We start from the raw sequence: 16,741 nt of genomic DNA, 5'->3' as shown, positions 1-16,741 counted from the left end.
CATCACTCTTCTTGATTTCATGTTGTTTGATATTACTCAGGTCAACATCTGTATTATTATTCTTATTAGTTGTACTAGTTGTATTATCTGCATGGACCTTAGTATTCTTTATATTATCCGTATTTATTTTGGGATTGTTTGGATTCTTATTAGTTGTACTAGTTGTATTATCCGTATATATCAGTGCTTTCGTATATCTCCCATTCTTCTCCAGTGACTTGGATAGGGGATTCTTCTAGCACTTTTTCTATCACGGGGATTATACTTTCTAGCCATTCGTATGACTTTTCTTTCATCTTACCACTTACATAGCCCTCTTCACCCCATATATGCTCTCTATCTACATTTTCACATATAAATAAATAGGGGAATGGCTCCATCTTTAACACCTCCTTAGCTTGGTCTAAGATTTTACGTAATTTCCACATAAAGCAACTATCAGAGCAATAGCGCTTACTAATAGTAGACTCTGCTTCACCATCCCAGTGAACATAAAGGCTAGCAAAAAAATCGCCTAATTTTTTATATTTTACTTTCAATTCTTTTATACCCATACCTGCTGATTCAGGCAGGTTATGCTCAGCATATACCCTTTCAAGCTCATCATATAATTCTTTGAATCTTTTATATCCTCTATTTTCATCTTGCTCTGCTGGGGTATCTTCTGTATAGTGGCCTAAATTATCTAAAATCCATCTACCAGGAAATGGTTGTAATTGATTGACTTCTCTCGCTTGAGTAATAATAGCATCTAATTTATCTCTATCTCCTATAGAATATTCATTGAGTACGACACTATCTAATGCATACTTTACAGTATTTCCATCAGATGTATAGGTTATCAAATCAGATATTTTACTATATTTATCATCACAAATTTCTATCTCATCACCGGACATTTTGATCGCCATAATGAATTACCTCATTAATTTTATTAAATATATTTCTGTATTCAGGATAAGCAGTTTCTACCATGAATCTTTTGGTATCACTACATTTACAAAATCTAACCATAAAACAATTAAATTGCCTTGTTCTAACCAACTCTCCACCTACCTTTTTAAATGCAACTATACTATTTAGTTCAGCTTCGTACAATCTAATTCTTATATTTAAACCAAAACCCTCCTTCATTGAATGTAAGTCTATCAATTTATCATAGCCTAAATCTGATGCCCTTCTTATCAGAGAATACATATTTTCTTCTCCTACTATAACAGTTCTTATATCTCCATCTTGTAGATTTTCAGTTAGAGCCCTATGTCTTGCCAATTCTTCTGCTTCTGCCGCGGTTCCCCTTACATGTCTATCTACATGCTCACGTTTTATGATTTCTTTATTTTTTATCACAAATGGTCTATTGGTACTCATACTCACTTCATTTAAATTCGAAAATTCACTGCTCGATCCTATTTTGTTTCCTAAATCAGTAAGTTTTTTTTCGATTATAGATGCGGCATGTTCTAACTGCGTTTTATTCAATCTATTACCAAAATTAATGGCATTAGACAATGGCCTCAACTCCTCTCTAAGATCCAGAACTTCAGTAAGTTTAGAACAGAATTTTTTTATCAACATACTCTCAGAAGGTCCAAAAGTTTCTGGCATATATGAGATGACATTGTTACGGAAGTTATCTAGTATCTTGTGATATTTTGGCACAAAATCTTTAAAGATTTTATTATTTCTTATCTTTTTGAATGTCTTTCTAAAAGCCACCTTGTCAGCTGATTCTGCAAGTATTCTTATTTCTTCTGTGATATATTCAAATGGCGTTCTACGAACCCTATTAGAATCTAACTTTTTGTTTCCACTAGCATTGGTATTACTAGCATTGGGCTTTTCGTTAGGCTTTAGCTCAGTTTCACCAGGCTTTGTCTCTTTAGTAGACTTGTTGGCAGACTCTGACTTGGGTTTAGTATCTGACTTGGGGTTAGGATCCTTGGCCTTTTCACTGGTCTTTTTATTAGTCTCCTCAGTGTGGACCTTCTCAGTCTTAGGCTTTTCATTGGCCTTTTTAGCACTAGGCTTTTCGTTAGGATTTGTAGTAGACTCCTCAGTGCGGACCTTCTCAGTCTTAGGCTTTTCATTGCCCTTATCAGCACTAGGTTTTTCGTTAGGCTTTGTATTAGACCCATCAACAGCATCTGACTTGGGGTTAGGATCCTTGGCCTTTTCACTGGCCTTTTTAGCACGAGGCTTTTCGTTAGTCTTTAGCTCGGTTTCACCAGGCTTTGTCTTTTTAGTAGGCTTTTCAGCAGTCTTCCCAGCGGATTTCTCAGCGGATTTCTCAGCGGATTTCTCAGCATTGCTATTTTTATTAGTCTTGTTAGCAGACTCTGACTTGGGTTCTGGTTTGGATTCGGTAGTATTAGTCTTCTGCTCAGTAATTTTTGAATTTTTGTTAATATCTATATTTGATTCAGTTTTTGCCTCAGGTCTTTTAACAATTTTCTCTGTATTTGTATCATTTATAGCTTTTTTGAGTGAATCTATTTCTTGCGGAGTTAATTTCTCTTTTGTGGCTGTATCTAAGAGAACGTTATCAGGATCTATAGTTTTATTAGCATTTATTCTCTCATTTGATCTAATATCCGCATTTTTTACATTGCTATCACTACCACCACCCAACTTTTGATTTTCTTTATAAACTACATCACTCTTCTTGATTTCATGTTGTTTGATATTACTCAGGTCAACATCTGTATTATTATTCTTATTAGTTGTACTAGTTCTATTATCCGTATTTATCTTGGTATTGTTTGTATTCTTTATATTATCCGTATTTATCTTGGTATTGTTTGGATTCTTATTAGTCGTACTAGTTGTGTTGGTTCTAGAATCATTAAGATTCTTATTAGTTGTACTAGTTCTATTATCCGTATTTATCTTGGTATTGTTTGTATTCTTTATATTATCCGTATTTATTTTGGGATTGTCTCGTGTAGAGCTAGGATTACCCCTTGTAGAGCTAGGATTACCGCCTGTAGAACTACGATTACTAGTATCACTGATAATTTTTTTTATGCCGCTGAATAGCAATTTATTTGCTATCCCTTGAGATAATAAAGATGTAGCAGTATCATACATATTGATATTATATTTACCTAATATGCTATCTTTAGCAAACTCACTTCTTATCTCATCTCCGAACTCTCTTAAGGTATCCGGTAAAAATATTTCTACTATCCCGTCAGATACAAGTATCAATCCTCCAAGAACTTCTCTAACTACAGGTATACTTGATATAATTTCACCTAACAAGCTTCCTACCAGATGCACCGTAGTACCACCAAATATAGAAGCACTACCAATCACTTGATTCAATGTGCTTCTACTAGGGTCATTCCATAATTTTTTTCCGTCTTCAATTGCTTGATCTCTATATTTTTCCCTCTCTATATCTCCTGCAATTCTAGATTCTAGACCTGCTTCTGACTTAAACATTTCATCAGCACTCTTATTGAGTTTTTCTTGCTGCCGCTCAAGTCCTTCCCAAAAATTACTAAAAAAATTCCCGAGATTATTTAAACTAAAAATAGATTCAGGAGTATTGTCATCTAAAAATTTTCGCTCTTCTGGAGTTAGAGGATAGTCTTCGTATAATTTAAAAATTATATGATCTTTCTCTTGCTGTTCTGGTGTTATTTCCTTATCTAGCTCCAGTTTTCTTGCAATTCTTTCAAAAACTGTTTCTAACCTACCTCCAACACCCTTAACATACGCACAAGCAAGTTGCAATATCTCATTTGACGCATCTTTAATATTATTTGCAGCATTACGAAAATCACGTTTTATTCCTTCCCATGTAACAGGATATTTAGCTAATAAGGCAAGATCTTCATTATTAAGTGGATACCCTTCAGCCCTTTTTAAAGTAATCATCCATAATTGTTTTTTCTCTTCAGCCGTTGGAAGCTTTTCTTTTTCTGAAGTATCTTCTGTTATATTATTTCCAGGTTTTTCTATAGCATTATCTGTATCAGCAGAAGGTCCTTTTGGAGCAGATGTTGTATTGTTATCATTAGTTGTATTTGCTGTTGTATTGTCCTGCTCATTATTCGCATCACTACTACATATTACTTTAGATTCTTTCAGTGATTTAATCTCTTCTTCACTTAATTTTTCACCTTTAAACCATTTATTAATAGTGTTGTCTAGTTGTTCCTGTTTTGCTTTATCTTCTTTAGCGTTGGCTGCTTTAGCTTTGCCTTCATTTGCTACTTTCTTGGCTTTTGCTTGTTTTTCTAGCTCTTCTTTGGCTTTTTCTACCGCGTCTATTTTAGCCTTGCCTTCATTTGCTACTTTCTTGGCGTTGGATGCTTTTGCTTTAAGGTATTCTACGCTTTGTTCTGTTGCTTTTTCTTCTTCCTTGTGCTTAATGTCTGTTATTATAGAATCTATTAAAGCTTTACCTGTTCCAACTCCAACATCACAAAAACTATGCACAGCAGAATGCGCTACTTGGTATACCCCAGATGATATTATATTCATAATATTCGCCTTTACCGATGATAGCTTCCCTGATATAGAGATATCAGAAAAATTACGATGTATCTCTTCTATCGCTGATATGATATGCGCTTTTTTCTTGTTATATTTCCCAAAATCTATTCTTGATATCGCACTGCTTGGGTTAATCTTTTTGCTATTTTTTTCTGAATTTACATTACTAGATAATTCTTCATAACCAGATATAGCTTTTGTTACATGATTATCTAATATTAATTTATCTCCACATATTTTATATTCTTCTATAATCACTCCTTGGGTTTTCAAAATTATTACTATTTCTTCACAATCTTCTTTAGATAGCGCTCTGTTGCGCAAATATCTTACATATAATATTTCTGTTATGCTCGGTGTCCTAAAATTTTCTATCGTGCTCTCTACCAAATTTGCTAGTTGGGTTCTTAATTTATTTGCTTTGCCCAATTTTACAGCTCCTGAAACTACTGCAAAGCCTCCTGATATAGCAGCCTGTGCACCTATAGACTTTATAGTTGCCTTATGGGCATCTAACTGTGCATTTTTCAATTTACCAGCACTTTCTGCTAAGTTACTTGCTTCACTTGATAATTCATTTACTTGTGTTTTGTTAATTCCTTTTGCTTTATCAATTGATTCATATGTTCCTCCTATTGCACTTTCAGATTGTTTAATTCCATCATTTATGTTTCTTACATTTTGATTCTTTGCTTCTAAACCTAAATATTTATTAGACACAGCAGAAGCTGCAGCCTGCCCTAGCTGCATTAATGTACTGAATATTCTATTATCTTTCAGCTTTCTTTGTAATGATTTACCGATAGCTTTTTCAAAATTATTACTTCTATAGATATTATCTATTGCTATTATCAATTTTAATTTCTGATTGACCGACTCTTTATCAAGTATCAACTCTACATTATGAATTGCTTCTTCTACTTTATCCTCAACTACATCATCAAAACCATGAGAAATAATATCCTTTACCTTACCTTGAACAAAAGACACCACCTGATCTTGTACTACAGTTTTTATTACCCCTTTAAGTGCCTCTTTTGCTAGTTCGCCTGCCGTTTTTTCTATTAACTGACCTGCTGCAGCTTTTACCCCTTCATTTACTACCGCTTTTGCTCCTTCACTCAGTGAAACCTTTATTCCTTCACTTGCTGCGGCTTTTGCTCCTTCACTTGTTACAGCTTTTACTCCTTCACTTGCTAATGTCCCAGCTACAGACTTTATACCACCAAATAAGTTTTTTGCTTTATCCCAACCTTCTGATAACCAAGTTTTAAAATTTCCAAAAAACTCTTTTATTTTATCCACTCCCATTAATATGCCATTTATAGCCAAGGTAATCCCCTTAGATATTAGCCACCCCCCCCATTTAATATCTATCTTACCTGCAAAAGCTCTGATCGCTTGCCATGCATCTTGCAATCCAGATGTTATAAATGCTATCCCTGCTAAGGTACTAGTCCCCCATGTACCCAGTGCTAGCAATGTTCCGATTGCAATTTGTGCTATGCTGAGAATAGCCATGCCTATAGCACTCCAAAAATTTCTTTTAGGCCTTCTGCTTCCTACTTCAAATATTCTCCTAACACCAAATCTCTCTAATTCTTCTATATCATTTGTTTTATTATTATCATTTGTTTTATTATTATCATTTACTACTTCTGATAACCTACTAACACTTGCTACATTAATAATAGATTTGGCACTAGCAGTTCGCTTTTCATCTTTTTTTGATATTTCTTGAATCTTTTCTAAATTATTATCAATCTTTTTAATATATTCTTGCAGTATAAATATCTTGCTATCCATTTGAGTGGATATATCATTTCTATCTAATGATGTGTCACTCAACACAGTTTTTGTATATTCAAATTGAGGTATTACAACAGCTTCTATCTGTTTTTTCGATTCTACTAAATTCATAAAAGCATCAGAAACCAATTCACTATCATTTTTTCTGTTGGTGTCATTCTGATTTAACTGTAAATATGCTAAATTGTAATGCGCAGCAAAGCTGAAGTTACTGTCAAGATCTATTGCCTTTTCTAGTAATTCATTTTTCTTAGTAGTAATAGGGGAAAAACTTATTCCCACTAAAAGTGAAGGATTAACTAATATATCATTTATATTTTTGACTAAAATTTCCGACTTGAATGTTGCAAAAGATTTTTCTATTGCGATTCCTATCTCGGTTTGAAATTTTTTTCTGTAAGGTCTGTAATCTTTCTCGTCATATATTACGATTTCTCTTTCTAACTCTTGCTCCTTTTCACTCCCGGATATATCACTTAAATCTTCTAGACTATTTTCTACTTCAAATTCGCTGTCATAACTATTAGTAATATCTACAAAACTAGATTTTAACCATAAACCCCATGATTCTTCAACTTGCTGTAATATATAATAATTATCACTGCGTTTCTTTACTTGCTTATATATTGTATTATTAAAATTGTTAAATAATTTATCCTTAAATTCTATTTCTAATAAAGTTTTATTTTTGATTCCTCTTAATCTTGAAGCTTCTTTTTGATCCCTGTTATATCTTAAGATGTCTATTGATAATTCACTATCTTTGGATATTTCCCCGCATTTTATCAATGGGTCTAGATTGCTACGTTCTCTTAACAGATTCAGTATAAGCTGGCCAGTCCCAGGCTGCCCTTGTCTAGATGTACGACCGAAAGCTTGCTGTTCTACTCGTAAATTAACAGGTAAATATCCAATAATTACATGCAAACCACCTGCAGATTCTACTCTATTCGATATCTTTATATCTGTTCCTCTACCTGCTAGATTTGTTGCTATAACTAAATCACCAGAATCTGCTTCAAGGCTGGTTTCTTCATATTCATTATCACTTCTGGCATATAAAGATATCTTACCTTTATATGTATCCTCAAGTAGTTTATGCAAATTGCTAGTATCATTAATAGTTTGCAATATTATTAATGTCGCTCTTCCTTTCTTATATTCAAATATAGCAGCACTTGCTATATTAAATAACCACTCCTTCCTATTTTGGCTTAGTACTGGAGGTAGTTCTATAAATTGCTTTTCTTTAAATCTTGGAATATTTAGTGTATCTATATTATAGGTCTTCTTTAATAATTCTTTAGAACTATCACTACCTAAAGTTCCTGTCATACCATATATGGATTTACCGTATTTTTTAAAATAACTTACATTCGATATAAATGATGTCGATATTGATATCGGTGTAACAGAAACTCTATGCTTCACTTGTAAAAATTGATGCAGACCATTCTCCCAATGCATATTATTTTGTACTATTCCAGTATTTTCATAATCTACTGGTACTATCATCCTAGCTTTGGTTACCGGATCTTCTATGATTAAATAATCCCTACCTTCATCCATAAAATATGCCTTAAATAAGCTAGAAACCCAATCTTCTATCTGAGACTCTACAAACATCCTAAGATGACTAGGGATCACTATCGTTAGAGCTTCCTGTTCACCTTTATACGATAGTAAACTCTTTATATAATTTACCATGTGATCCTTTACTGCACTTTCTACTGCCTTATCAAAAACTAAGTTATTTTCTTCCATTTGGCACAACAATAACTTGTAGTGAGATGAAATAGCTGCAAAAAGAGGGGTCAGATATTCAGTAGATGGGATAGGTGTCGATAATTTCGCTATCTTTCCTGCTTCTTCAATTAGCATACTATCTACTTCATCAACTAAAACTACATCAAATTTTCTACCATCTCTAGTAACTGTACCCTTATATTCCTCCCTTAAAATATCATACTGAAATAATGATACATCACTATATATTATCTGGTTTTGATAACATAATTTATACTCCTCTTCACTGACAACATTATTTGCGTTATAAACACATCTCAAATCGAATAAATCAAATAATTTTTTAGAAGATTCACTATCCCTTTTTGCTAAAACACTAGAACTTGTAACTACATCTACATTCTTACCTTGCAATGCCATAATTATTGCTAACATAGCAGTAATTAATGATTTACCTTCACCTGTATGTATTTCAAGTAATCTTCCAGAATCTTTTGCATATATTACAGATATTATGGACAATAATTGAGTGGTACGTATCTCTTGAGAGTTTATTAAAATATTTGCAGTTTTTAATACTGATAATACTTCATCCATGTGATCATATACTAAATCACTCTTATTTTTGACAATCACAGACCATGACTGAATTTCAGATATAGACCAATTTAATATTTTTTTATCAGTATTAGATAATATAAATGAATAACCATTGAATTTTTTTTCTATTAATAACAGCTTCTCTTCGTATTCTTTGCTCAATGATTCTATGTTAGGATTATCTTTAATATTAATTTCTTTAAAATTCTTTAGTAATGCTTCTATATCTAAACTTGAGGACCCACGTAATTTATTATTATTAAAAATTTGATTTATCTTATCTAGCCATATCTCAGAATCATAATTATTAAATACATCAACTACATTCACACCATCCACCTCACTTAAAGATGCTTCTATGGCATATTGATTTATCAATCTTATAGATTCAGTAAATCTTATTAAATCTATTCTATGCCACCTATCTTGGACCTTATTATTTTCTCTTGCTAAAAAATTAGATAGTCCAACAACCCAATCTTTACATTTTAATAGAATATCGCATTCATATTTTAGATCTTTTACAATATCTTCATGGATACGAAATTCTAAATTATTTAATACAGGCAATAGCTTAGTCAATAAATCTTGGACATTTTTTTTTAAATCTTGCTCTTTGGTACTAATAGCTACTTTACCGTAGCCTTTACAACATAACAGTGCCAAGCTTGTTTGTGTATTAACAGATGATTCCATTTTTAGTAGATTCATTATTAGCTGAGAACCATAATTATTTGATTCTACTAAAGAATTCAGTAGCATTATTGCTTGCTTATATTCCTCTAAATCTAATTTTTTACTAAAAATTAAATTTGATATATTTTCTGCTATACTAAAATCTAAATATCTTTTACTTTTAAAAACAATATTAATGATTTCTAATATTTCTTTCTTTAATAAAGCTCCCTCATCTGAAAGAATATCATTCAAAAATTTAAGCAGATTTGAAGATATAACTAATTCACTATCTTTTATTAGTGCATCTTTAATATCTCGTATTACATCTTTTTTGTCTTTTTCTTTATTTAATATAATAACTTCTTCTATAAACAGTAGTTTCTTTATACTGTTTTGGGATTCATTACTTAATGATCCACAATTATTACTAAGATGCGATATTACATGGTAGAAATTTTTACTAGCAGATGTATATTCTATAACCCTTTTTATAGCAATCTCTGATAAACTAAAACTGCTAATAATATTATTTAATAAATTAAAGCACTCCTCTGAGTGATAATTTAATTTCAGTAGTGAATTTAACAAATCTTCATCAAAATCTGGAGATATGTTTGAAATTAGAATATTAACTATTTCAGTATTTATGCCTAGCAATTTTAAATCATTTTCATGATATATTATATTTCCTGATGATCTACTGCATATCATGTAATATATTTCATTACTAATAGTCGAACTTATTTCTTTGTCAGCAAAGGCATTAGACAAAAAATTTTTTATTACTAATAATGCATATTCTCTAATGTTTATTGATTTATTATATGTACCTATACTACATAATTTTTTGATTATACCTTCAGAAAATAAATGTACCTTATTAGTGTTTGTTATACATGCATTCAATGCCTTTAAAATATTATGATTCTCTAACAATTTAGTTTTTGATAATTGATTAAAGACTGTTATGATCCTTTCAGAATCTAAACCTACACCTAAGCTAAAACAATAATTTATAATATTCCATACCACAGCATTATTAAAATTATCTTCACCTACCAATCGAATCATGATTTCGTATAATGATTCAATATTATCTTTAGCAATTCCTTCTTTAGTTTCTAATAGCGTTTTTTCTACTAGATCTAAAATTAGAGATAATTCCTTAGGTAATAACTCTGAATTAGATATAGCAGATTTATCAATCTTATTTAGAATATTGTATAATCTATCAAGCAATTTTGAAAATCCTGCACTGCTATCAAATGATAACTTATTTACGATTTCTAATATCAAAACTCTTGATTCCTCATATACAGATTCATCTAAAACTATAGATAGAAATTCTTTTTCAAAACCCTTAAATGATACCTTGTCTTGTAAAATAGAAATATTACTAACAATACTTAATATCGTTGATAATATTCCATCTATTAGGTAAGAATTAGCTTCTGAATCAACACAAGTTTTTGCTATATTGACTATTAAACATTCAATATGATCAATAGATAATTCCCTGCTTAGATTTAATTTCAGATATTTAGTAATTACATTAAGTATGTCATCCTGCAGCAGCGCATTAGATTCTTCATTTAAATGATAATTTTCTAATCTCGATAATAAATTCTCGAATACTAAAATTGTGATTTTCGATTTTTTAATTATTACTTCATTATTAGACATGAAATCTATGATATCATCCCATATCGCTTCATATTTTTTATCTATTAGGGAATCCTCTAATAAAGCCATGCTCAGGTGATTCAGTATCTTAGATTCACCAAAGCTACCTATCTTTGATAATAAAATATCTATACTGCTATAGCTGGCTTTTTTATCCTGTAACTCGTTTAGATATTTTTCTTCTCCCGCTTTTTCATATATTTTATAAATTAATAGCTGATTGCTTCTTAATGTTTCTATATCTTGAGATTGTAACGCTTCTAGCTTTTTTATAATTGTTTCCCTATTCAGTTCCTCTATAGCTAAATCAGATAAAATTTTTAAGGTCTCTATTACATAAATTTTGCTATCCTCATTAATATCTGTTTGTTTATAATGCAGATCTAACAACTCTAAATTAATTTTATTTTCTTTATCTCTAGATAACTTCTTATTCATTACAACTAACATATATTGTTGTAACTCTTTACTTATTTCTATCCCTAGAGGGTTATTATATATCGCTATCGCTGTAGTATTTGACAATTTCTTTATGATAAGGCTGGCTCTCACTTTATCTTTATTTTCTACAGGGGTTATTATAATCTTTGATTCTGATATTACAGATCTGATTTCAACCTCAAGAAAACTGGATTGAGAACTTAAATTAGAAAAATATTTATAACTTTTATCTTCCATCTTGCCATCAAGCACAGATTCCATAAAATGATCGCTATAATAACGCTTTTTTAGTTCATCTTTATACTGATTCAAATATTTCAATCTTTGATAATCGATATTTTTTAATATCTGATCCTCAGATATTTTAGTATCACTCAAAGGATCAATCTGTATCTCTATTTTCTCCTTTTCTTTTGTAGCAAAGTCTGTTCTACAATTTGATGACTCATTAGATGCAGAATTTTGACTTCTTTGTATGAATTTTGTTGTTCTAAATGAGTAAACCTGATCTTTTCTACTACTAGTACTAGAACCATTGGTAAATTTATTAGGTGCAAAATTATTATTTTGACTTATAAATTCTACATTAGATGCACTGGATAGATCACGATCTAACCTGACTCCAATTTTTTTTTCAGAAATATCTGAGTCATCATAATCTGATACTAATACTTGCTCTTGTTTAGAGCTAATAAATTCCTCTCTAAAAATAGGGGGATTATTATTTCTGATATTAGCTTTATCAGTAACCTTGCTATCACTCCTGTCGCTGCTAACATTGATATAACTAGATTCACTTAAATCGTCACTAATTACTACATACTCCCCGTTATTAACACTATTGTTAGATCGCAAATCACTGTTATTTTGGTATTTGCTATTCTCATTTCTTATGAAATCCTGATTTTTTTCTATATGACTAAAGGAGTTTTTTTCTTTATTGTAACTCTTTTTACTAACCTCGCTAGTAGCACTCGATACCTCAGTTATAGGCATTATATTTTACCTCTTATTTTTTTATTAGCTAATACAACTAATATCGCTACCTACTGTAGTTTGAAAATCACCTGAAATACATGATTGATTAGTTTCATATTCATTCAAAAACTCTATTATTTCTTGCTTGCCTACACGTTCTCCATGCAACCTTAGCATATCTACTGCAACTTGATTATCATTCTTCTTTATACTATTTATAATATAATTCATATCACATCTATCAGATGTTATTATTTTATCCAAAAATTTTTCTCGATAATTACCACCACTGTGAACACTCAAATATTCAACCAAAGTTTCAATCTTTCCTCTTAAATATTTATTTTGTAGCTTACAATAACTCGGCTCTACACCGTAATCTGATATCGCTAAATCAAATAGAACTTCATCATTCTTTTGTATAGCTTTATATAAAAATCCATTTTTACTAAAACCAACTTCATGAATATACGATCTAATATATTCAGACGTATCATCTTTATAGCTATCTTCATTCTTTTTATAAAAATAAAATATTTTAGCCCTCTCATTTAAGCTACAATTATCTATAAATTCTTTTATCTCATTTTTACTCTCTTCCTTCATTAATTCCAAACTCATCTGAGTCTCATTTATATCTGATATTAATATATCCAACTGCTCATTCATATCAGATACTCTAGATTCAATCTCACTAATCTCAGAGTTGATTTTATTTATATCTCGATCTAATTTTTGATTCTCAGACTTTAACTTATCTATCTCATCCTTCGCAGCATCCACAGCTTCATTATATTTATTAACCGCAGCATCAATCTCAGCTTCCAGATCCTTCTTTAAATGAAATTTATTATATCTTAATACGCATTTTTTCTTCGAGCCAAAAATAATAAAACTCCTGCTACCACGATAATGAACTTCACCCAACTCTTGACTAAAACACTCAAGTTTCGATTCTGATATGCTATTATCCTTAGCAATCATACTAATCTCTGATTGTATCTTCTCATAGATTATCTTCAAATTAGATAATCTCTTCTGTAAATTCTTTTCAGTATCTTGCATATTACAGAGTTATCCTACATCACAAACTAATCATCAATAATATCAGAGCTAGTGCTATCTCCTCCTATATCACCCAGTATTGTTGCATTATCTATTATCGTCATATCCCCAGGATCTGACTCTTCATATGCTGCATGCTTTAATTTGCTTTTATGATCAAGTCGAGATTCTTCAAAATCTTCTGCCTGTTTCCTCAAAAATTCCCCCATCTTTTCCGCATCTTCTTTCTCTTTTGCCTTGGCTTCTTCTTCCTGTCTTTTATTTTCTGCTTCTTTTCTCGCGCGGGCTGCTTCCGCTTCTTTTGCTTTCTTTGCTGCTTCTTCTCTAGCATGGGCAGCCTCAACCTCTTTTGCTTGCCTTTCCATCTCTCTTATTCTTTCTGCATTCTCTCTTTCCATCCTAGCTCTATAGCTGTTATCACGCCTGATTTCTTCTTCTCTCTCCCTTGCAGCTTCTCTTTCTCTCATACTAGAACGCTTTTCTGCATCTACTACTGCAATTGTACTAGCTGCTACCGTACCGGCAACCACAGCAGCAGTAGCTCCACCAGCTGCAGCTCCACCCATTGCTGCAACTACAGGAATTGCTAATAATGGTCCCATATTCACCTCACTATTTTTTTTAATTAAAAGAAATAACATATATTAATTAAACTATAGGATGTAACTAATATATGCCCAGCATTCTATTTTAAGTTGATTCAATATTATAGAAATTATCCTTGAGTGAAGAGATCTTTTTATTATAAGTTGTATTTATAACACTAATATGAACTTTAACCTTAAGATATTGCTATTAACTACAATCAATAAACACTAAATTTTATAATTGCACTACCAAAAATTTTATGTATCTTCGCTCATTAAGTAATTAAGGATTTTATAGTAGAAATATCTGCAACTAAATCAAATGATTTCAATGAAGTTAATAGAGTTACTAATCGAGAATATTAAGATACTATACAGTATTATTTTTTAATGCAGATGTAGAGTATTATAATATTAATTAAACCAATAATACAAATATGCTGTAGTAAAAAATAAATTGCTAAATATATTGTTACAAAGCCACATTTATTAATATATTATTTAAATACCGTTAAAATCCTATTGTAGTGGATATTAAAATAATAGATAANTCTACNNNTTAAGNTTACTAATAAAAGNNGAAATAATATNGTAGAATCAGTTAAAATCCCATTAGAGTTTGCAGATAAATCAATAATAATAGTATTTATTGGTATAATCTGCTGGACAGGNCTNAAGAATATCTTCACAGTTAAGACATTTAAATTCTTCGCTCTTGGNAATAGAAATTTTTCTACAGGAGCGCTAGTNGCAACTATTGTNGCTACATANATGAGTGGGAGTGGGTTTTCATTNGAATNTCAGNNATNTNTATAAAGNATNNCNNNNATNATNTTNATNACNGTTTNNNNCNCTTATNNCNCTCTAATCATATTNGCATTTTTCATAGTNCCAAGGATGCAGGATTTTTTAGGCAATATATCAATAGCTGAANCTNTTNGTAANATTTATGGACAAACAANAAGATATNTTATATCTATTNCAAGNATCATANGNTCTGTNGGNGTNATTGCNGTACAATTTAAAGTTTTTGGTAAAATATTTGAATATTTNACAGGTAANAANCCANNATTTTCTTTNNTATTTGCNGCTTCATTAGTAACATTATATTCTGCTGTAGGAGGAATAAAATCAGTGGTATATACNGATATNATACAATTTCTTACNTTNTCAATATCTATNATNATTATTGGATTAATTATGTTTCANTTNGCTGGAGGTAGTACAAATTATTTTTCAAAATTGCTACAATATCCAAAATTTAATTTAAGTGAAATATTTACTATTGANAATACCTCATTTTGGAATATGATAAATNTGATGTTATTTTTTTTCATAAGGGNTNTNTTATCNCCNACTATNGCTCANAGAATTTTAATGGCAAGCAACTTAATTAAAATACGCAGTGCNNTTTTGATTTCAGCTATTNNNTTGNTTATTGGTTTGTGTCTAATAGCTATTATACCNACNTCNTTGTTTATTATTAATCCTGAATTAAATNNTAAAGAACTAATACCTGAAATAGTAAATAAATANTCAATTTTTTCNGGAATAGCAGGNATATTAATAATAGGGGTATTNGCAATGTCAATGTCTACAGCTGATTCTCATATAAATACTGCANCAGTAACTTTTGCTAATGATTTATGGCCTAGTAAAAATCCTGTGCATCAGTTATATGCAGCTAAATCTTTTTCATTTTTTNTAGGTTTATTAGGANTANGATTGCTTTNNNNGAGAGTAATTTATTAGAAAATTATTNTANNANNTNNAGGNTTNTATANAGCTATGGTAATNCCAGTATTATTACTAACAATATTCGGATTCAGGACAGATAAGTCAGTTATATTAACATCGATGGGGGCAGGATTTGCTTTTATAATATTGTTTAGAGTATATTTACCTAAAACTGAACCATCAGTTATAGTAGCTATAATTACCACATCGTTAATTTTAGGATTTCACTATCTGATATGTAAAGAAGGGGGCTTCATANTCAGAGCAAAAGCAGATTCATATTTAGTATTTTTAAGAAAGGAAAGAAANAATAACTTCAAAGAGTTGAGGAGTTTTTTATTTGATGTTATNTCTGGTGAATATTTTCAGGCAAATCTGGAGAGATACGAGATAAGATTCACTGTATTNGGATTTTTCTCAATATTGTCGACATTAGCTATAATNTATGGTCACCATATTAACTTCAACTCATCCCTGCAGATATCAATATATATAANGATGATAGCAATATCAGTAGCGTCACTACTTTCNACNATGCTGCCCTACAGAGATGACTTTTTAGATAGCAAGATAACATTGGTCCTNTGGTATGTCTCGATATTCTTAATGTTAGGAGTNTTCAACACATTTTTTGTAATGATAACNAANCATAGCTTGATATCATTTGCAGTATTTGCGACCAATATATTTATCATGGCCTACTTAGTAGGCTGGAAGATGACGATATTGATGAATATTGTAGGATATTGGGTAGCCAAATTCTTATATCAGCTCTATGCTGTGGTGCATGAGGTAGCAGATGAAAATATATCTGCAAGATTCGTATATGCATATTTATTAGCAATGCTTGCATCATCCGTTATGATGTTGTTTAAACCAAAGGAAGAAGCATTGGATATCACATCGGATTA

The 16,741-nt window shown here is 30.9% G+C and carries 4 protein-coding genes and 1 pseudogene; 1 reads left to right on the top strand and 4 read right to left on the bottom strand.

Features of this window, described 5'->3' with window-relative positions:
- Positions 1-167: 167 nt before the first annotated feature.
- Genes IHI24_RS00030 through IHI24_RS00015 form a run of 4 tightly spaced genes read right to left on the bottom strand, consistent with a single transcriptional unit; the run spans position 168 to position 14,147 of the window.
- Positions 168-911 carry a hypothetical protein gene (locus IHI24_RS00030; protein WP_194966022.1) on the bottom strand — a complete coding sequence of 248 codons (744 nt, stop codon included), beginning with the start codon at positions 909-911 and terminating at the stop codon, positions 168-170.
- Positions 889-12,459 carry a hypothetical protein gene (locus tag IHI24_RS00025; protein WP_194966021.1) on the bottom strand — a complete coding sequence of 3,857 codons (11,571 nt, stop codon included), beginning with the start codon at positions 12,457-12,459 and terminating at the stop codon, positions 889-891. The genes IHI24_RS00030 and IHI24_RS00025 overlap by 23 nt, the downstream gene beginning before the upstream one ends.
- A gap of 24 nt (positions 12,460-12,483) precedes the next feature.
- On the bottom strand, positions 12,484-13,506 hold the full coding sequence (locus IHI24_RS00020; RefSeq protein ID WP_194966020.1) for a hypothetical protein: 1,023 nt from the start codon (positions 13,504-13,506) through the stop codon (positions 12,484-12,486).
- Between the two features lie 26 nt (positions 13,507-13,532).
- Positions 13,533-14,147 (bottom strand): hypothetical protein, encoded by a 615-nt coding sequence (locus tag IHI24_RS00015; RefSeq protein WP_194966019.1) that lies wholly within the window; start codon positions 14,145-14,147, stop codon positions 13,533-13,535.
- Positions 14,148-14,912: 765 nt separating this feature from the next.
- Between IHI24_RS00015 and IHI24_RS04780 the strand changes: the two are divergent.
- A pseudogene (locus IHI24_RS04780) lies at positions 14,913-15,845 on the top strand (sodium:solute symporter family transporter).
- The last annotated feature ends 896 nt before the right edge of the window (positions 15,846-16,741 follow it).

The organism is Rickettsia endosymbiont of Cardiosporidium cionae (assembly GCF_015476335.1).
Classification (GTDB): Bacteria; Pseudomonadota; Alphaproteobacteria; order Rickettsiales; family Rickettsiaceae; genus JADHZC01.
This window is presented reverse-complemented; position numbering and strand designations above follow the sequence as displayed.

Coding starts and splice junctions, on each gene's coding strand:
- IHI24_RS00030 (WP_194966022.1), bottom strand. CDS start 911: ATGGCGATCAAAATGTCCGGTGATGAGATAGAAATTTGTGATGATAAA.
- IHI24_RS00025 (WP_194966021.1), bottom strand. CDS start 12,459: ATGCCTATAACTGAGGTATCGAGTGCTACTAGCGAGGTTAGTAAAAAG.
- IHI24_RS00020 (WP_194966020.1), bottom strand. CDS start 13,506: ATGCAAGATACTGAAAAGAATTTACAGAAGAGATTATCTAATTTGAAG.
- IHI24_RS00015 (WP_194966019.1), bottom strand. CDS start 14,147: ATGTTATTTCTTTTAATTAAAAAAAATAGTGAGGTGAATATGGGACCA.